We start from the raw sequence: 21,957 nt of genomic DNA on the forward strand, positions 1-21,957 counted from the left end.
GGTTGTGCACGTGGATCGATCAGGAGGAAAAGGTAGATGGCGGTAGGACGTCGAAGCGATGCAGCTCTGACGGTCGAGGACCTTCCGCGCTTGGTTCGGAGGGTCGCAGCGGTCGAACCGGACCGCGTAGCTCTCACGCACCTCGGTACGGAACTGACCTACGCCCGCCTGGACGAGGAGATCACCACCCTCGATGCGGCCATGGGGGGCGTCCTCGGCCCCGACGCGCTGGTCCCGGTCGTGCTGTCCAACACGCTTGCGGGCCTCATCGAGGCCACCGAGGGTGGACTGGACGCGGTCGTATCCACCGTGGTCGCGGATGCCGTGTCGGTTCTCGGCGGCGACGAGTCGACGTCGAACTCCGCCCATCCCGAAGCCGCCATGCTGTACGCGCTGTTCGCCGACCAGGCCGAGCGCACCCCGGACGCACCTGCCCTCGTCTTCGGCGACGACACCCGAACCTACGCCGAGTTCGCCGCCTCGGTGGAGCGTCTCGCCCGCGTACTGATCGCACGGGGAGTCGGCCCCGATTCAGCGGTGGGACTGTCGATCCGCCGATCGTTCGATCTGCTGGTGGGTATGTATGCCATCTCGGCAGCAGGCGGAGCCTACGTGCCGTTGGACCCGGATCATCCGGTCGACCGACTCGGCTACGTTCTCGACATCGCGACACCTGTCCTGGTCCTGACGACCACGAACGACCTACCGCAGTTGCCCGAGGGCACCGCCACCGTTCTCGTCGACGAGCTCGACCTGACCGATGTGCCGGGAGGACGGATCACCGATGCGGATCGGCTCTCCGCCCTGACCGAGGACGATCTCGCCTACGTCATCTTCACCTCCGGTTCGACGGGACGTCCGAAGGGTGTGGCGGTGAGCCACCGGGCCATCGTCGCCAACATCTCCTGGCGTCAGCGGGAGTACTCGATGAGTGCTGCCGACGTCGTGTTGCAGAAGACTCCGTTCACGTTCGACGTATCGGTGTGGGAGTTCTTCTGGCCGTTGCAGATCGGTGCCACGCTCGTGATCGCCGAGCCCGAGGGTCACCGCGACCCCGCCTACCTCGCCCGCGTCATCGGCGAGCGCGGCGTGAGCGTGACGCACTTCGTGCCCTCCATGCTCTCGGTGTACGTCGCCGAACCCACTGCTGCGCAGGCCGATTCGCTTCGGATGGTGTTCGCCTCCGGCGAGGCTCTCCCGGCGCGCACCGTCAACGCGTTCCACGAGATCTCGAACGCGGAACTCCACAACCTGTACGGTCCCACCGAAGCGGCCGTCGACGTCACGTACTACCGAACCCAGCAGGTGGAAGAAGCTTCGGTTCCCATCGGCGCTGCCGTCGACGACACCGATCTGTACGTGCTCGACGAAGGACTGCGGCGATCGCCCCGTGGAGTCGAGGGCGAGCTCTATCTGGCGGGCGTGCAGCTCGCTCGCGGATACCTCGGACGCACCGACCTGACAGCCGATCGGTTCGTGGCCGACCCGTTCGGTGAGCCGGGTGACCGCATGTACCGCACCGGCGACCTGGTGCGTCGACGCGGCGACGGCCTCATCGAATACATCGGGCGCACCGACTTCCAGGTCAAGCTGCGCGGCCTGCGTATCGAGCTGGGCGAAATCGAATCGGCCCTGCTCGCCGAGCCTGAGGTGACCCAGGCGGCTGTACTGCTTCATTCGTCGGAGCAGTCGGAACAACAGCTCGTCGGCTACGTCGTCAGTACCGATCCCGATCTGGACCACGACGGCCTCGCGGACGCGGTGAGACGCCGCATGCCCGAGTACATGGTGCCGTCGGTGTTCGTCGTCCTGGACGAGTTTCCGCTGAACGCCAGCGGAAAGCTCGACCGAAAAGCGTTGCCCGCTCCCGATTTCGCGTCCCTGGCGCGGGAGTACCGCGCACCGAGCACGGAGACCGAGTCGGCATTGGTCGCGATCTTCGAGACCGTGCTCGGCATCGACCGTATCGGCGTCGACGACGACTTCTTCGCACTCGGCGGCAACTCGCTCAACGCCACCCGCGTGATCGCGCGGGTCAACGCCGAGCTGGGCACTGCGGTGGATGTGCGGTCGTTCTTCGACGCACCGACCGTCGCCGAACTCGCCGCGACAGTCGACGCCGCAGGCTCGACGCACGCGCGACCGGCGTTGGTTGCGCAGCAGCGGCCCGAACGTGTGCCGCTGTCGCTTGCCCAACAACGGATGTGGTTCCTCAACCGATTCGAGCCGGACTCGGCTGTCAACAACATCCCGGTCGCCATCGCGTTGAGTGGAGTACTCGACTTCACGGCCCTGCAGTCGGCCTTGGTCGACGTATTGGATCGGCACGAGTCGCTACGGACGGTCTACCCCGACCACGACGGTATCGGCTTCCAGCGGGTGCTCGAATCGGATTCGGTGACAGTGGAATTGGAGCGAGCGACGGCAGCCGGTGCCGACGTCCCCGCCGTGCTGCTCGAGTTCGCACTCAGGCCCTTCGATCTGGCGATACAGCTACCGTTCCGCGCAGTGCTTCTCGAGACGTCCGAGACCGAGCACGTGCTCGCGTTCGTGGTACACCACATCGCGGCCGACGGATTCTCGATGGGCCCGCTGACCCGAGACGTGGTGGGGGCCTACGTTGCCCGCACCAACGGGCAGGAACCACAGTGGACTCCGCTCGAGGTGCACTACGCCGACTTCACGCTGTGGCAGAGAGCCGTCCTCGGTAGCGAGGACGACCCCGAGTCGGTGCTCTCCGCTCAGCAGGATTATTGGCGCGGACGCCTCGGCGGAGCACCCGATCAACTCGAACTACCCACCGACCGGCCCCGTCCTGCCGTCGCCACGACCCGAGGCGGAACGTACAAGTTCGAGATCGACGCCGACCTGGTCCTCGCGACCGAGAAGCTCGGCCGCGCCCACGGTGCGACGACCTTCATGGTCGTGCATGCTGCTCTGGCCATTCTTCTCGCCAAACTGTCTTCCAGCGAGGACATCTCGATCGGTACACCGGTCGCCGGACGTGGTGACGCAGTCCTCGACGACGTCATCGGTATGTTCGTCAACACCCTGGTTCTGCGCACCGCCGTCGAACCGGACGCGACAATCGAAGACTTCCTGCGCGAGGTGAGGGGCGTCGACCTAGCGGCGTTCTCGCACGCGGACGTGCCGTTCGAGAAGTTGGTCGACGCGTTGGCTCCGACGCGGTCCCAGGCCAGGCATCCACTCTTCCAGGTGATGCTCACGTTCCAGAACCTCGACCAGACCTCCGTGGAGATCCCGGGTCTTCGCGTTGCCGCACTCGACTACGAGGCCGATCTGGCAAAGTTCGACCTACAGGTTACTTTGTGGAATTCGATTGCCGCAGAGAGCGATCCCTCGGGTTTGACCGTTGCGCTGACCTACGCCGCCGACCTCTTCGACGAAACCACGATGGCCGAATTCGGTCGGCGGTTCCTCCGGGTGCTCTCGGCGATGGTGCAGACCCCGGCGGCCCCGATCGGAAACGTCGACATCCTCGATGCCGGCGAATTGGACCGGGTGGTGACGTCCTGGAACTCGACGGCCCACGAGGTCCCGACGGGCTCTACCCTGGTGCAGTTGTTCGAGGCGCAGGTTGCCGCCACTCCCGAGGCATCTGCCCTGGTGTACGACACCGAGCATCTGACGTATCGGGAGTTCGACGAGCGAGTCAATCGCCTGGCGCGACATCTGGTCTCGCTCGGAGTCGGCCCCGAGCGCACCGTCGGTCTCGCCATCGACCGCAGCGTGGAGATGATGGTCGGCATGTACGCGATCCTGAAAGCGGGTGGCGCGTACGTTCCGATCGATCCCACTCAGCCCGTCGATCGCAATCGCTACATCGCATCCACAGCCGCACCGGTCTGTGTGCTCTCGACTACCCGTGACCACGTGGACATCGACGGATTCTCCACCGTCGATATCGATACTCTCGATCTGAGCGCGCTGTCCGCCGATGTGCTGACCCCCGACGAACGACTGTCCCCGCTCCGCGAGACGAACATCGCGTACGTAATCTTCACGTCGGGTTCGACCGGACGGCCGAAGGGGGTTGCCGTCTCGCACTCGGCAATTCGCAACCGATTGCTCTGGATGCAGGGTCGGTTCCCGTCGACGCCGGACGATATTGTCGTTCAGAAGACGCCGGTCACCTTCGACGTCTCCGTCGGTGAGCTGTTCGGAGCGCTGCAGAACGGCGCGACGCTGGTTCTGGCGGCTCCCGACGGCCACCGCGACCCGTCGTACATGCTCGATCTGATCGAACGCGAGCAGATCACGACGGCCCACTTCGTGCCGTCGATGATGTCGGTCTTCGTACCGGAGGTCCGGCGCCGCCCCGTCGCCGCGCGTTCGCTGCGCCGTGTGCTCGCCTCCGGCGAGGCTCTCGCTGCTGCGACCGCGCACGAATTGCGGGCGTTGTTGCCCGAGATCGACGTGCTCAACCTGTACGGCCCCACCGAGGCGGCAGTCGAGGTCACCTTCCATACCGTGACCGACTCCGACACCACCTCGGTGCCCATCGGTGCGCCCGTGTGGAACACCTCGGTGTTCGTGCTCGATGCGCGGCTCCGGCCGGTCCCGGTCGGTGTCGAGGGTGAGCTCTACTTGGCGGGTGTTCAGCTGGCGCGGGCGTACGTCGAACGGCCCGACCTGACCGCGGAGCGGTTCGTCGCCAACCCCTTCGTCGCCGATCCGTCGCGGGGGAGCGGCGTGCGCATGTATCGAACCGGTGACGTCGTGAAATGGACGCCCGACGGTGAGATCGAGTATGTCGGTCGGTCCGATTTCCAGGTCAAATTGCGCGGTCTTCGCATCGAGCTCGGTGAGATCGAATCGGCACTGACCGAACTACCATCGGTTCGCCAGGCAGTGACGGTGGTGCGCCGCGAGCAATTGGTCGCCTACATCGTCGTGGACAGCGATACCGAGAGTGGGACCGTCGACACCGAGGCTCTCCGTGAAGCGCTGGGTGAGCGTCTGGCGACGTACATGGTGCCGCGCACGATTGTGGTGCTCGATCGACTGCCGATCGGCTCCAGTGGCAAGCTCGATCGAAAAGCATTGCCGGACGTCACAGTCGAGGAAACCGAGTACCGCGCCCCGTCGAACCCGGTGGAGGAGATCGTCGCCGCAGTGTTCGGTGACGTTCTGGGTGTCGACCGCGTCGGTGTGGACGACGACTTCTTCGCGCTCGGTGGCAACTCATTGGTGGCGACCCAGGTGGCGTCGCGGCTCGGGACGGAGTTGGGAACCACCGTTGCGGTACGGATGCTTTTCGAGGCGAGCACCGTGGGTGCCTTAGCCGCGCGCATGGAAAGCCATGTCGGTCATGGCGGGAGCGCCCCGCTGGTGCCACAGGAACGACCGGAGAGCATCCCGCTTTCGCTTGCGCAGCAACGAATGTGGTTCCTCAACCGCTTCGAGCCGGAATCTGCCGTCAACAACATCCCAGTGGCCATCAGGCTGTCAGGCGAACTCGATGTCGACGCACTCCGGGCAGCCGTGGCCGACTTGCTCGACCGCCACGAATCCCTGCGTACCGTGTATCCGAACCAGGACGGGTCCGGCTACCAGGTTGTGCTGCCCGTTAGTTCGGCGCTGCCCGATCTGACTCCGGTCCCCTCCTCGGCGGGAACGATTCTCGAGGACGTCACCGCGTTCGTCTCCGCAGGATTCGATGTGACGGCCTCGGTCCCGTTGCGCGCTCGACTGCTCGAAGCCTCTGCGCAGCAGTACGTTCTCGTGGTCGTCGTCCACCACATCAGCGCCGACGGTTGGTCGATGGGACCGTTGACTCGCGACGTGATGACCGCATACGTGGCCCGAGCAGGCGGCGACGCTCCGCAGTGGTCACCGTTACCCGTGCAGTACATCGACTTCGCGTTGTGGCAGCGTTCGGTTCTCGGTGCCGAATCGGACCCGACGAGTCTGATCTCGCGGCAGGCGGATTACTGGCGAACTGCGTTGGCGGACCTGCCCGCCGAGCTGTCGTTGCCGGTCGATCGCCCCCGTCCACCTGTTCAGTCGTACACCGGTGGTCGATTCTCCTTCGACATCGATGCCGACGTCCATGCGGGTCTCGCAGAGATGGCCCGTACCTCGGGAACGACCCTGTTCATGGTGATGCACACTGCTTTTGCGGTGTTCCTCGCTCGCATGTCGAACTCGGACGACGTTGCGGTCGGTACCGCGGTAGCGGGCCGCGGCGACGCTGCGCTCGACGATGTCGTCGGAATGTTCGTCAATACTCTGGTACTGCGAACGAAGGTCGATCGCGCACTCGGTTTCGACCAGATGCTCGCCGCCGTGCGGGAGGTCGATCTCGCCGCGTTCGCACACGCGGACATACCGTTCGAGCGCTTGGTCGATCTGCTCGATCCCGAGCGATCCACCGCCCGCCATCCGCTCTTCCAAGTTGCGATCGCCTTCGAAAACCTTCCGCCGAGCTCCTTCCGTCTGCCCGGACTCGAGGTCTCCGCCGTCGACTTCGAGATAGAGACGGCGAAGTTTGATCTGTCGCTGACACTGCACGAGAAGCCCGACGGTGCCGGCATGTCGGCCAGCTTCCTGTTCGCGCGAGACCTGTTCGACGAGAACACGATCGAGGTGTTCTCCCGCCGACTACGGTGGCTCTTCGCCGCTGTGGTTCGGACCCCGAGCGCACCGGTGGGGGATCTCCCGATCCTGTACGACGACGAGAACGACCGGCTCACGCACGTACACGGAGACGAGGTGCTGGCCGGCGGAACTCTGGCCGAGATCTTCGCTGCCGGAGCTGCACTCGACCCGTCGGCGACCGCGATACGCTACGAGGGCCGCTCGATCTCGTACGCCGAACTAGACGCGACGTCCTCGCAGCTCGCCCGGGTGCTCATCGAGCGCGGGGCCGGACCCGAATCCGTTGTGGCTCTGGGATTCCAGCGCTCCTACTTCATGGTGCTCGCGGTTTGGGCAGTGGCCAAATCCGGGGCTGCGCACCTACCCGTCGACCCGACGTACCCGCAGGATCGCATCGCTCACATGCTCTCGGACTCCGAGGCCGTACTCGGCCTGACCACCCGTGCGCACGCGGATCGGCTTGCCGGCGGACAGCAGGATCCGGTCTGGCTGAGCGTCGACGACGAGGAGTTCGTGGCCGAGGTCCGCACCCGCTCTGCCGAGCCGGTCACCGACGCCGACCGCCTGCGACCCGTCACGTTCCAGAACCCGGCCTACGTCATCTACACCTCGGGCTCCACGGGCAAGCCGAAGGGCGTTGTCGTCACGCACGCCGGACTCGGCGGTGTACTCGACGCAGCAACCGACCTGTACCACCTGAAACCGGCCTCGAAGTTCCTGCACGTCTGCTCGCCCAACTTCGACCCTTCGGTCCTGGAGTGGATGGCGGCGTTCTCCGTCGGCGCGACGTTGGTGGTCGTGCCTGCATCCATTCTCGGCGGCACCGAGCTGTCCGCATTGCTGAAGGCGGAGAAGGTCACCCACGCCATCATCACGCCCGCGGTTCTCGGCACGATGGATCCGGCGGGAATGGATTCTCTCGAGGTGTTCTCGGTCGGTGGTGACGTGACGACACCGGAGCTGCTAGAGCGGTGGGCACCGGGCCGTAAGTACTTCAACGGATACGGCCCCACCGAGACTACGATTATCTCAAGCTTCGCGAGCCTGATCCCCGGCGAGCCGATCACCGTGGGTCGGCCGATTCACGGAATGTCGGCGCTGATCCTCGACGACCGACTGCGCCCGGTGCCGTCCGGAGTGGCGGGAGAGCTGTATCTGTCAGGCGGTGCGCTCGCTCGCGGCTATCTCGGTAGGCCCGGTCTGTCTTCCGAGCGCTTCGTGGCCAACCCGTACGGCATCGACGGCGCACGGATGTACCGCACCGGCGACGTCGTGCGATGGACCGACGACCTGCAGCTGCAGTTCGTCGGGCGCACCGACTTCCAGGTCAAGGTGCGCGGCTTCCGTATCGAGCTCGGCGAGATCGATTCCGCGCTCACCGCCGTTCCCGAGGTCGACTTCGCCGTCACGCTCGGTCACGAACTGCCGTCGGGCGTCACGACCCTCGTGTCGTACGTGCTGCCGACGCGCGGTTCCGTCGTCGACGTGGACGAGTTGACCGCATTCGTCGGAAAATCACTGCCGGCCTACATGATTCCGTCGTCGATCATCGTGCTCGACGCCGTTCCGCTGACCCCGGTCGGCAAGTTGGATCGCGCCGCACTTCCCGCACCGGTGTTCGAGGCCCGTGAATTCCGAGCACCCACCACCGCGGTCGAAGAGATCGTCGCCGGAGTGTTCGCCGATGTCCTGCACATCGATCGAGTGGGACTGGACGACGACTTCTTCGCCCTCGGCGGTAATTCTTTGATCGCCACCCAGGTGGTCTCGCGACTCGGCGCGGCCCTGGACACCGTCGTGCCGGTGCGCGCGCTGTTCGAGAGCTCGACCGTCGCCGCGCTGGTGGCGCACGTGGAGAGCGCTGTCGGTTCGGGCGGTCGAGCTGCACTCGTGGCAGGTCCGCGTCCCGAGCGCCCGCCGCTCTCGCCGGCGCAGCAGCGGTACTGGTTCCTCAACCAGTTCGACACGACGTCGTCGGTGGACAACATTCCGTTCGCCGTGCGGTTGTCCGGCGAGCTCGACGTCGCTGCGCTGCAGTCGGCGGTACGCGACGTCGTAGAACGTCACGAGTCTCTTCGTACCCGGTACCCGGACTCGGCACAGGGCCCGTTCCAGCAGGTGCTCCCGGCGTCCGAGGTGCCGATGGACCTCGCCGTCCGCGACGTGGCCGGTACGAATGTCGTTGCGGCAGTCACGGAGTTCTTCGGACGCGGCTTCGATGTCACCGTCGAGGTGCCGGTCGACGCGCGTGTGTTCCGCGTCGGTGAGAACGAGCATGTCTTGGCCTTCGTCGTACACCACGTGTCGGCCGACGGCGCGTCGATGGGCCCGCTGGCCGTCGACGTCATGACCGCGTACACCGCGAGATCTGCAGGGTCGGCGCCGGATTGGGAGCCGCTCGACGTGCAGTACGTCGACTTCGCGTTGTGGCAGCGAACCGTGCTCGGTTCCGAATCGGATCCCGATTCTGTTGCAGCGCAGCAGGTGTCGTTCTGGAAAGATGCGCTCGCCGAGCTGCCGGATCAACTGGTACTGCCTACCGATCGCCCGCGCCCGCCTGCGCAGAGTTTCCGCGGCAACGCCGTGCGGTTCACCGTCGACGCAGGCACGCACGCCGCTCTCGCCGAACTCGGACGTACCGAGCAGGCATCGTTGTTCATGGTGGTGCACTCGGCATTCGCGGTGCTGCTCGCGCGCCTGTCCGGTTCCGAGGACATCGCCGTCGGAACGCCCATCGCCGGCCGCGGCGAGCGGGCTCTCGATTCGATGATCGGGATGTTCGTCAACACTCTCGTCTTCCGATCGACCGTCGAATCGTCGATGACCTTCCGCCAGTTGCTCGCTCAGGCCCGCGAGCGGGACCTGGCCGCGTTCGCGCACTCCGACGTTCCGTTCGAGCGTCTCGTGGAGGTGCTGAACCCGGTGCGGTCCACGGCGCGCAACCCTCTGTTCCAGGTGGGCCTGTCCTTCCAGAACCTCGCCGAGTCGACGTTCGAGCTGCCGGGTCTGACGGTGAGCGCCGTCGAGGCGGATGCTGTGACAGCGAAAACCGATCTGCAACTGTCGATCTCGGATCGCTACGACCAGGACGGCTCGCCTGCGGAACTGTCGGCCGAATTCAGTTACGCCACCGACCTTTTCGATCGCACCACGATCGAAGCGTTCGCCGACCGGTTCGTGCGCCTCCTCGCCGCAGTGGCCGAGGATCCCTCGGCCGTCATCGGCGATCTCGCTCTGCTCTCGCCCGAGGAGCGCACCCGGATCGTGCGCACGTGGAACGACACCGATCATCATGTCGATGCGTCGCAGACCCTGGTATCGCTGTTCGATCGACAGGTGCAGGCGCAGCCCGACGCCATCGCGGTGGTCCATGCGGGAGAATCGCTGTCGTACGCGGAGTTCGATCGTCGAATCAACCGGTTGGCTCGAGTCCTGATCGGTGCCGGCGTCGGCCCGCAGGTGACGGTTGCCCTGGCGATCAGGCGCTCGGTGGATCTGCTCGTGGCGATGTACGCCGTCGCGAAGGCAGGCGGGGCGTACGTACCCATCGACCCGGATCAGCCGGCGGACCGCAACGCCTACATTCTCGAGGTAGCTGCTCCCGCTCTGGTTCTGAGCACGTCGCGTGACGATGTCGACGTCGAGTCGATTCCGGTTCTGCTCGTCGACACCGATCCTCGACTGCTGGGTGCAGAGGTCTCGGACGCGCCCGTCACAGACAGTGAGCGCACCTCGCCGCTGCGGCCTGCGAACACCGCGTACGTCATCTTCACGTCCGGATCCACCGGCCGCCCCAAGGGCGTCGCGGTCGGTCACGCCGCCATCGTCAACCAGTTGCTCTGGCAGAGCGCCCATTACGGGCTGGGCAACACGGACCGGGTACTGCTCAAGACCGCCGCCACCTTCGATCTGTCCGTGTGGGAGTTCTGGGTCGCCACCGCCTCCGGTGGTGCGATCGTGGTCGCCGACGCCGAAGGCCACCGCGATCCCGCCTATCTCGTAGATCTGATGGACCGGGAATCGGTGACGACACTGCACACCGTGCCGTCCGTCCTCGACGCATTGGTCACGGCGTCGGCGGGAGTCCTACCCCGGCATCTGACACGGATCCTGGCGATCGGCGAGGCGCTGCCGGTCGCGACGGCCGAGCGCGCTCTACGCAGTTCTGCTGCGCGACTGGACAACTTGTACGGACCGACCGAGGCAGCGGTGTCGGTGACCGCGCATCGAGTGTCGACCGTCGACGCGACCACCGTTCCCATCGGTGGCCCGGAGTGGAATACCCGTGTCTACGTGCTGGACTCGCGTCTGGCTCCCGTTCCGGTCGGCGTCGCCGGCGAGCTCTACCTCGCGGGTGCGCAGCTGGCCGATGGGTACTTCGCGCGGCCGGATCTGAGCGCCGAGCGTTTCGTCGCGGACCCGTTCACCCCAGGTGGCCGCCTGTACCGCACCGGTGACCTCGTGTCCTGGCGCGCCGACGGCGAACTGGAGTACGTCGGCCGTACCGACTTCCAGGTGAAGATTCGCGGTTTCCGTATCGAACTCGGCGACATCGATGCCGCTCTCGGATCGCTCGACGAGATTCGTGACGTCGCCGTGATCGCTCTCGCGGACACGGGATCGGGCGCACGACTCGTGGCCTACGTCGTGCCCGCAGTCGGTGCCACGGTGGATGCCGACACGTTGCGGACAGCCCTGTTCGGCCTGCTGCCGTCGTACATGGTTCCGTCGGCTTTCGTGATTCTCGATGCGTTGCCCCGCAACACGAATGGGAAGCTGGACCGACAGGCATTGCCGGAACCGCAGTTCGAGACAGCCGAGTTCCGCGCACCGACCAACCCGGTCGAAGAGGCCGTCGCGGCGGTCTTCGCCGAGGTGCTCTCGGTGGAGCGGGTCGGTCTGGACGACGACTTCTTCGCACTCGGCGGTAACTCGTTGATCGCCACCCAGGTGGTCTCCCGGCTGGGGGCGGCGCTCGATACACAGGTGCCGGTTCGCTCGATCTTCGAGTCTCCGACGGTGCAGTCGCTCGCACGCGCCATCGAGTCCGAGGTGGGTACCGGTGCGCGCCGGGCACTGACGGCTCGAACACGACCGGACTCGGTGCCGCTGTCGATGGCCCAGCAGCGCATGTGGTTCCTGAGCCAGTTCGATCCGACGTCCGCCGTGAACAACATCCCGGTCGCAATTCGGTTGTCCGGCAGCGTCGATGTCGATGCACTCGTCAGCGCCGTGTACGACGTGCTGGCGCGGCACGAAATTCTGCGCACCGTGTACCCGGAGGTCGACGGGCGAGGCCAGCAGGTTGTGCTCGGTACCGCGGAGTCCGGCGTGACGGTTGTCGTCGACGACGTGGACGAGAGTTCGATCGAGCAGTCCCTGCGCGACTTCGTGTCCGCTGGATTCGATGTGACCCGAGCGGTCCCGGTGCGAATCCGGATCCTGCGGGTCAGCGAGACCGAGCACGTATTGGCATTCGTCGCCCACCACATCGCCGCGGACGGGTTCTCGATGGGACCCCTGACGCGCGACGTCATGGTGGCCTACACCGCCCGTGCCGCGGGGGAGAGCCCCCAGTGGGCTCCACTTCCGGTGCAGTACGCGGACTACTCGCTCTGGCAACGCGAGGTACTCGGTTCCGAGGACGACCCCGATTCGCCGTTGGCGAACCAGCTCGCCTACTGGACGTCGGCTCTTGCCGGTGCCCCGGCGCAGCTCGATCTCGCGACCGACCGGCCGCGCCCGGCGGTGGCGTCGTATCGCGGTGCGGCATACAACTTCTCGATCGACTCGACCCTGCAGTCGAACATCGCTCGGGCCGCCCGGGCCGGAAACGCCACGAACTTCATGGTGGTGCACACCGCGCTCGCGGTGCTCCTCGGCGCGATGGCGGGAACCGACGACGTGACGATCGGAACCCCGGTCGCCGGCCGCGGTGACGCAGATCTGGACGAGCTCGTCGGCATGTTCGTCAACACGCTCGCCCTCCGTACCGCGATGAACCCCGCGGCAACGTTGCGCGAGCAACTCGCCGCGGTTCGTGACGCCGACCTTGGTGCCTTCGGGCACGCCGACATGCCGTTCGAGCGGCTGGTCGACGAGCTGGCCCCGGACCGCTCTCAGGCTCGGCACCCGATTTTCCAGGTCATGTTGACGTTCCAGAACCTGAACCGTCAGACGTTGGCCCTGCCCGGGCTGAGCGTCGAGGGAATCGATCTCGGCAGCGCCTTCGCAAAGTTCGACCTGCAGGTGACGCTGTGGGAGAACGTCGACCGATCCGGCGCTCCAGCCGGCATCGACGTCCAATTCGACTACGCCACCGATCTTTTCGACGAGTCCAGCATGGCGTCTCTCGGGCGCCGGCTCGTCCGGGTTCTGCACGCGCTCACCGATGCACCGGACGCAGTCGTCGGCGACATCGACATCCTCGAGGAGGGCGAACGCACCCGCGTCCTCGAGGAATGGAACGCCACCGCGCACGAGGTGGATCCCGGCGCAACTCTGGTGTCGCTGTTCGAGGCCCGAGTTGCGGCGTCTCCGGACAACATCGCCACGAGCTTCGCCGACGACCGAGTGACCTACCGCGAATTCTCCGAGCGGGTCAATGCGCTCGCGCGCCTGCTCATCGCCGAGGGGGTCGGCCCGGAAACCGTGGTGGCAACGGCCATGCGCCGCTCGATCGACATGCTCACGGGTATCTACGCCGTGCTCGCCGCCGGTGGTGCCTACGTCCCGGTAGACCCGGATCTTCCGGCCGAACGAATCGGCTACATCCTGGACACGGCGGCACCGGTGGTACTGCTCACGACCGAGCACGACGGCACATCTCTCGTGACCGACGCCGCCAGGATTCTGGTCGACACCGTCGACACGACAGGTCTGTCCACGGCACCGGTGACCGATGCCGAGCGAACCGCGCCGCTGCGACCGGCGGACACCGCGTACGTCATCTTCACCTCCGGCTCCACCGGTCGCCCCAAAGGCGTTGCGGTCAGCCACGAGGCCATCGTCAACCGTCTGCTGTGGATGCAGGACGAATACCGTCTCACCGAGCAGGACAAGGTGTTGCAGAAGACGCCGGTCACGTTCGACGTATCGGTCTGGGAACTGTTCTGGCCGTTGCAGATCGGTGCCGAACTCGTCATCGCGGTGCCCGACGGCCACCGAGATCCGGCATACCTGGTGAGCACCGTCGCCGAACGCGGCATCACGGTCGCGCACTTCGTCCCGTCGCTGTTGGCCGTGTTCGCTGCTGCCGACGGTGTCTCCGACTGCATCGGCCTGCGTGCGGTCTTCGCCTCGGGTGAGGCACTGCCTGCATCGGTTGCCTCGGCGCTGCGCGCGGCACTGCCCGCCACCGAACTGCACAACCTGTACGGGCCGACCGAAGCTGCAGTCGACGTCACCTACCACCGCGTGGTGCCGGCCGACGTCGCGTCGGTCCCCATCGGTGCTCCGGTCTGGAACACCCGAGTCACCGTGCTCGATGCACGCCTGCACCCGGTCCCGGTCGGAGTACCCGGGGAGCTGTATCTCGCCGGGCGGCAACTGGCCCGCGGATACCTCGGCCGCCCGGACCTCACCGCCGACCGGTTCGTAGCCGACCCGCACGGCAGTGCCGGCTCGCGGATGTATCGCACCGGAGACCTGGTTCGCTGGAACGCAGACGGCGAGCTCGAGTACCTCGGCCGCACCGACTTCCAGGTCAAACTCCGAGGCTTGCGGATCGAGCTCGGCGAAATCGAAGCCGCGTTGACCGGAGATCCGTCGGTCGACCAAGCCGTGGTTCTCGTGCGCAGGACGCCGTCGGCAGGTGAACTACTGGTCGGGTACGTCGTTCCTGTCGCCGGGGAGACGATCGACACTGCAGCGGTCACCACCTCGGTTGCCACCCTGGTTCCGGAATACATGGTGCCGACCGGGCTCATCGTGCTCGATGCCCTCCCACTCGGGCCGAACGGCAAGCTGGACCGCAGAGCACTACCCGAACCGGAATTCGGCAGCGATGCCGAATTCCGTACGGCGACAACCGACACCGAACGTGTCATTGCCGAGGTCTTCGCAGACGTCCTCGGCCTCGACACCGTCGGGGTCGACGATTCGTTCTTCGCGCTCGGCGGCGACAGCATCGTCTCGATTCAGCTCGTCTCTCGTGCCAAGGCCAGGGGAATTCAGTTCGGCCCACGAGATGTGTTCGAGCGCAAGACCGTTGCCGGGCTGGCCGAGGTGGCTGTCATCGGTGAGGGCAGTGACGCGGCCGTGCTCGAGGAACTCGACGGCGGTGGAGTCGGCTGGCTCCCGCTGCCACCGTTCGGTGCAGCACTACTGCAGCGCGGCGGTGGGTACCGTCGCTTCCATCAGGCGCTCACACTCGAGCTTCCGGAAGGGATCGACCGCGACGGTGTCGTTGCCACACTCACTGCTGTCGTCGATCATCACGACATTCTTCGGTCGACCCTCGTGCACGACGATCGTGGCTGGGGCCTCGAGGTCGGCGAGCCCGGTTCGGTGGACGTCGACGAGCTGCTGACGACCTCGGCGGCGGACGGTGGAACCGCCGCGGTGGATGCGGCGGTCGGATCGCTCGATCCGGAGAACGGGCGCATGCTCGCGTTCGTGTGGGTCGACAGCGCACCGAACACACTGACGGTCGTCGCGCATCACCTCGTCGTCGACGGTGTGTCGTGGCGAATCCTGGTGCCGGACTTCGTGTCCGCGTGGGCGCAGATCGGCGGCGGTGCCACCCCGGTGCTGCCGGACGTCGGTACTTCGATGCGGCGATGGACACACGCACTCGTGGAGGAAGCGGTGCGCCGCACGCACGAGTTGCCGGAGTGGCGCAGCATCGCCCGGACCCCGGACCCGATCCTGGGGGAGCGGGCCTTCGAGCCGACCGTCGACGTGGTGGACACCCTCGAGCGAGTCGAGATGTCCCTGTCGTCGGATGCGACGCGCACGTTGCTGACCACGGTTCCCGAGATCTACCACGGCGGAGTCGCGGACGGACTGCTCGCCGCACTCGCGCTGGCAGTCACCACGCTGCGCAAGGAACAGGGAATCGATGCCCCCGCGACGCTGCTTCAGCTCGAAGGTCACGGCCGCGAGGAGGCCGTGGTCCCCGGAGCAGATCTCGGTCGGACCGTGGGCTGGTTCACCAGCCTCTTCCCTGTTCGGCTCGACCTGACCGGAATCGACGTCGACGACGCTCTCGGCGGCGGTTCTGCCCTCGGTGACGCCGTGAAGGCCGTCAAGGAGCAGATGCTGGCGTTGCCCGACCGTGGAATGGGATGGGGGCTACTGCGCTACCTCGATCCGACGAGCGAGACGGAGCTGGCGCCGCTGTCCACCGGGCAGATCAGCTTCAACTATCTCGGTCGGGTCGGTACCGGGGATGTACCGGAGGACATGAAGTCTCTCGGCTGGTTGCCTGCCGAGGACACCGCAGGTTTGTCTGCAGCCGGTGATCCGGACATGGCCGCGAACAAGACGATCGATATCAACGCCATCGTGGTCGACACCGACGACGGAAGCGCCCTGAGTGCTTCGCTGGCGTTCCCGCGGGGCGCGATCTCCGAGGCGACCGTGGCGCGTCTGGCACAACTGTGGTCGGGGCTGCTCGACTCGCTCGCGGCCCACGCACGTACCCCCGGTGCCGGTGGTCTCACTCCGTCGGACCTTCCGTTGGCGCGCGTGAATCAGGCCGACATTCTCGGTTTCGAGCAGCGCTATCCGGCACTGACCGATGTGTGGTCGCTGGCACCGTTGCAGCAGGGCCTGCTGTTCCATGCCCTGTTCGCCGACACGTCGCTGGACGTCTACACGATGCAGGTCGTGCTGGACCTGGCAGGCGACGTCGATCAGGAGCGTCTGCGCGATGCCGCGCAGGCCCTACTGGATCGGTACGAGAACCTGCGCGCAGTGTTCGCGGTGACCGCAGACGGCGAGAGTGTGCAGATAGTTCAGCAGGGTGTGCGGTTACCCTGGCGCACTGTCGATCTCAGCGATGTCGAGGACGACGCACGCGCGGCCGCGGTCGCGGCTGCGCTGGACGGGGAGCAGCGGGAGCATTTCGACATCACCACTGCCCCGTTGTTGCGGTTCTTGCTGATTCGCCTCGGACCCACGACGTACCGACTGGCAATGACCAACCACCACGTGCTGCTGGACGGATGGTCGCTGCCGCTGGTGATGAAGGAGCTGCTCTACCTCTATGCCGTCCGCAGTGACACGTCGTCGATGCCGCGTCCGCGCTCGTATCGCTCGTTCCTGCAGTGGCTCGGTCAGCGCGACCCGGAGATCTCCCGGCAGGCGTGGGCCCGTTCGCTCGATGGCGTCGACGAGCCGACACTACTGACACCGCCGACGCTGGGCCGCGAGATCTCCACCCGATCGGCGGAGACCGAGGTACGGATCGACGCGGAGGCCACCGCAGCGTTGACAACGCTCGGTGGACGCCTCGGCGTCACCGTGAACACGTTGGTACAGGCCGCATACGGAATGCTGCTGGCTCAGATGACGGGCCGCGACGACGTGGTGTTCGGGGCCACGGTGTCGGGTCGGCCCGCGGACCTGCCCGGAGTCGAGTCGATGATCGGCTTGTTCATCAACACCATTCCGGTACGAGTTAGCCTCGACGCACACGACACTGTGGAGCAGTACCTCACGCGACTCCAGGGTGAGCAGGCCGATCTGCTCGATCACCACCACGTGGGATTGGCGGACATCCAGCGGGATGCTGGGCTGGGCAACCTGTTCGACACGCTGACGGTGTTCGAGTCGTACCCGGTGAACGAGGCCGAGTTGGCACAGCAGGCAGCATCGATCGACGGCATGACCGTCGAGGGTGTCGGCTCCAACGACAACACCCACTACCCGCTGACCCTGCTGGTGGTGGCGAACGAGGAAGTGACGCTGACGGCGAAGTACATCAGCGACCTGTTCGACACCCGTGCGGTCGAGTCGATCCTGGCGCGCATCGTCTCGCTTCTCGCTACGTTCGCGGCGGACCCCACGCGTCGGGTTCTCGACATCGACCTGCTCGACGCCGCGGAGCGCACCCAGATACTCGACGAGTGGAACGACACTGCCCGCGAGATCGAGTCCGCGGCAACGCTCGTGTCGATGTTCGAGGATCGGGTGGCGCAGTCCCCGGACCGGATCGCGGTCTCCTTCGAGGATGATCGAGTGACGTACGCGCAATTCGCGGGTCGAGTGAACGCGCTTGCGCGACTGCTGATCCGCGAGGGCGTCGGCCCGGAAACGATGGTCGCCATCGCCATGCGTAGATCGGTGGACATGCTCGTCGGTGTCTACGCGGTGCTGACCGCGGGCGGGGCGTACGTTCCTATCGATCCCGACCAGCCGGCCGAGCGCGTCGAGTACATCCTGGCGACGGCCGATCCCGTTGCGATTCTCACGACGGAGGCGGATTCGTTTGCCGTGGACTCGGTCTCGCCCGCCGCACCGCGAATCGAGGTCGATTCCGTCGATCTCACCGGATTCGCCACCGATGCGGTTCGCGCCGACGAGCGCCGCGCCGCGCTGCTCTCCGACGACGTCGCGTACGTCATCTTCACCTCGGGTTCCACGGGTAAGCCCAAGGGTGTTGCCGTGACTCACGCCGCCATCGTCAACCGGCTCGTGTGGATGCAGGACGAGTACGGTCTGACCGTCGACGATGTGGTGTTGCAGAAGACTCCGGTGACGTTCGACGTGTCGGTGTGGGAGCTGTTCTGGCCGTTGCACATCGGTGCCGAATTGGCGATAGCGAAACCGGACGGGCATCGCGACCCGGCCTATCTGGTCGAGATCGTCACCGAGCGGTCGGTCACCGTCGCACACTTCGTGCCGTCGATGTTGGCCGTGTTCGCGGCAGCGGACGGAGTCTCGCAGTGTTCGAGCCTGCGCATGCTGTTCGCGTCGGGTGAGGCGCTGCCGGTATCGGTCGCCTCGGCAATCGGTACGGCACTGCCGAACACGGACCTGCACAACCTGTACGGCCCCACCGAGGCTGCGGTGGACGTGACCTACCACCGCGTCACCGCCGCCGACGTTGCCGGCGTTCCGATCGGTGTGCCGGTGGCCAACACCCGAGTGACCGTGCTCGACGCGCGGCTGCGACCGGTGCCGGTCGGCGTCGCGGGTGAGCTCTACCTCGCGGGAGTCCAGCTGGCCCGCGGCTACCTCGGGCGAGTGGATCTGACCGCAGACCGGTTCGTTGCCGATCCGTACGGTGCACCGGGTACTCGGATGTACCGGACCGGCGACCTGGTCCGGTGGAACGTCGACGGCGAGCTCGAGTACATCGGCCGCACCGACTTCCAGGTGAAACTGCGCGGCCTGCGCATCGAGCTCGGCGAGATCGAGGCGGCGTTGACGGCGTACCCCGACGTCGACCGATCGACCGTACTGGTGACGTCGACGGCGTCGGGCGAAATCCTGGTCGGCTACGTCGTTCCTCGTACCGGTGCGTCGGTGGACGTGAGCGAGCTGACCTCGTTCGCAGGCAGCCGACTCCCCGGCTACATGGTGCCGACCCAGATCATGGTGCTCGCCGAGTTCCCGCTGAACGCCAGCGGCAAGCTCGATCGAAAAGCATTGCCGGAGCCGGTGTTCGAAGCCCGCGAGTTCCGTGCACCGGTGACCGCGACCGAGATCGCCATCGCCGACGTGTTCACCGACGTGCTCGGTATCGATCGGGTGGGATCGGACGACGATTTCTTCGCGCTGGGCGGAAATTCGCTGGCGGCCACCCGTGCAGCGGCTCGCATCACCGCTGCTCTGGGCAAGCAGGTGGGTGTGCGCGAGCTGTTCGAGAACTCGACGGTCGCAGCGCTCGCAGCGCGCACGGACCTCCAGGGAACGGTGCATCGCGTGCCGCTTCGACCCAGGACGGGCGACGAGCGGGTACCGCTTTCGCTCGCGCAGCAGCGGATGTGGGTACTGAATCGACTCGACCCCGGGTCGGGCGCGTACAACATGCCGCTCGCGCTGCGGCTCACCGGTGATTTGGACGTGGCCGCACTGCAGGCGGCCGCGACGTGGGCGATCGAGCGGCACGAGACGTTGCGAACCCGCTATCCCGAGGATGCCCACGGCACTGCTTTCCAGGAGGTCCTGGATGCCCGGGCCACCACTCTCGACCTCGATCCGATCGACGCCACGGGCGAAGCCGACATCGCCGATCGGGTGCGTCGACTGGTGTACGACGGCTTCGATGTCACCGCCGCGCCTCCGGTGCGTGGGGCACTGTTCCGACTTGCCGGAACGGACGACGGCGACATGCAGTACGTGTTCGTCATCGTGATGCACCACATCAGCGGCGACGGAGCGTCGATGGCACCGCTGGCTCGCGATGTGATGACCGCCTACCTCGCCGCGACAGCCGGTACGGTTCCTTCGGTTGCACCGCTGCCGATCCAGTACGCCGACTACACGCTGTGGCAGCGCGAGGTGCTGGGTTCGACGAACGATCCGGGTTCCGCAGCGAATCGGCAGGTCGATTTCTGGCGCACCGAGCTGAGCGGTATCACCCCGGTCATCGCCCTGCCGTGGGATCGGCCGAGACCGGCAGAGCCCTCGCTGCACGGCGGAAGTGTCCGCGTACATCTCGACGCGCAGACCCACGAGGCGTTCGTCGACATCGCACGGTCGAACAACGCGACTCTGTTCATGGTGTTGCACAGCGTCCTCGCGGTATTGCTGGCGAGAACCAGCGGTGCACGGGATTTCGCCGTCGGAACTCCGATTGCCGGTAGGGGAGACGAACAACTCGACGACATCGTCGGAATGTTCGTCAACACGCTGGCGCTTCGTACCAGCGTCGATCCTGACGCGACGTTCGAGGATCTCGTACGCAGCATTCGGGAAAGCGACCTGCGGGCATTCGGCAACGCGGACGTACCGTTCGAGCACGTCGTCGACGTCATCGGGCAGGACCGAACCCCCGGAATCAGCCCGCTGTTCCAGACCGTGCTGTCGGTCGAACCACTGGGCGAGGCTCGCTTCGAGCTGCCTGCTCTGACCGTCGAGCCCGTCGAGGGATTCGAGCCGACCGCCAAGTTCGATCTCCAGGTGACGGTGCAGACCAGGCCCGCGGCCGGTATCGAGGGCGAACCAGACCTCGCGGTCGAGTTCGCCTACGCCGCAGACCTGTTCGACGAGACGACCGTATCGGCAATGGTCGATCGTTTCGTCAGGATCGCCGACGCCGTCGCGGCGGCTCCGGGAATCAAGGTCGGTGCGATCAACGATCTCGGTGACGACGAGCGGGCAGCGTTGACAGCATCCCCGACACCGGTCGGCGACGCCGTGGGCGCGGTGGCGGGGCGCACGTTGCCACAATTGCTCGCTGCGACCGTGGAAGCGGATCCGGAGGCCCCGGCGTTGTCCTCGGCAGGTGAGGAAACCACGTACCTCGAGCTCGACCGACGTTCGTCACGCCTGGCCCGTGAACTGATCGATCGCAACGTAGGTCCCGACGTCACGGTTGCCGTCGTCGTCGACGACGCAGTCGAAGCTGTCGTTGCCCGGTGGGCGGTGGTCAAGGCGGGCGGCGCTCTGGCCCTGGTGGACGACATCGACAGTGCCGTCAGGGTGGGCGCGAGCGCAGTCGTCATCGACACCGGTCAGGCGCAGGATTGGGATCGAATCTCCACGATCGTCGATCTCGGTGACGAGGCGACCGCCGGCTCGGTGACCGGCCGATCGGCTCGTCCGATCACGTACACCGACCGCGTGGCCGTACTCTCCGCAGACAGCCCGGCTCTGGTGGTGGATGTGTCGACCGGCGCTACGGTGAGCCATGGTGCCCTTGCTGCCACGGCCGTTCGGGCGGTCGGGGACTACGGAATCGACTACGAGTCGCGACTGGGCGTACCCACAGCGATCACCTCTCCGTCAGCGTGGTTCGCCGGTGTGTTGGCTGCTTCGGTCGGTGCGGTGCTGGTGGTCGATCGGGCCGAATCACCCGAGGACTCTGCCGATCTCGTCGTCGCCGAGTGGATGACGCACGTGTTCGTGACTGCGGCGGAAGCCACGGCGGTCGCGGAATTGGAGTCGGACGATCTCGAGGACCTGGTGGCTCTGGTGATCGTGGACGGTGATGTGGAGGAGGCCGAACGACCGGTCGGTGTGTCTGTACACGGCGCGCCACAGTTCGGCTGAACCCGTTCGGGTCGATAGACTTCGGCCCTGAACAACAACCGTCCATAGAGACGGTGAGCGTTCTCGACGCGCCTCACTGAGGTGGTTGTGCGGGAGCGCCGCCGATGAGGAGTGTTGAGTGAGTTCGGATTGGTCGGGGACCAGTACGTCGGGTAAGGCAAAGCGACCGAA

The 21,957-nt window shown here is 66.1% G+C and carries 1 protein-coding gene; it reads left to right on the forward strand.

Annotation, left to right across the window (positions count from 1 at the left end; translation table 11 throughout):
* The first annotated feature begins 36 nt into the window (after window positions 1-36).
* Window positions 37-21,786 (forward strand): non-ribosomal peptide synthase/polyketide synthase, encoded by a 21,750-nt coding sequence (locus R3P93_RS00820; protein ID WP_317532210.1) that lies wholly within the window; start codon window positions 37-39, stop codon window positions 21,784-21,786.
* Window positions 21,787-21,957: the final 171 nt, after the last annotated feature.

The organism is Rhodococcus cerastii (assembly GCF_033042195.1).
In the GTDB taxonomy this organism is placed as follows: domain Bacteria; phylum Actinomycetota; class Actinomycetes; order Mycobacteriales; family Mycobacteriaceae; genus Rhodococcoides.

Coding starts and splice junctions, on each gene's coding strand:
- R3P93_RS00820 (WP_317532210.1), top strand. CDS start 37: ATGGCGGTAGGACGTCGAAGCGATGCAGCTCTGACGGTCGAGGACCTT.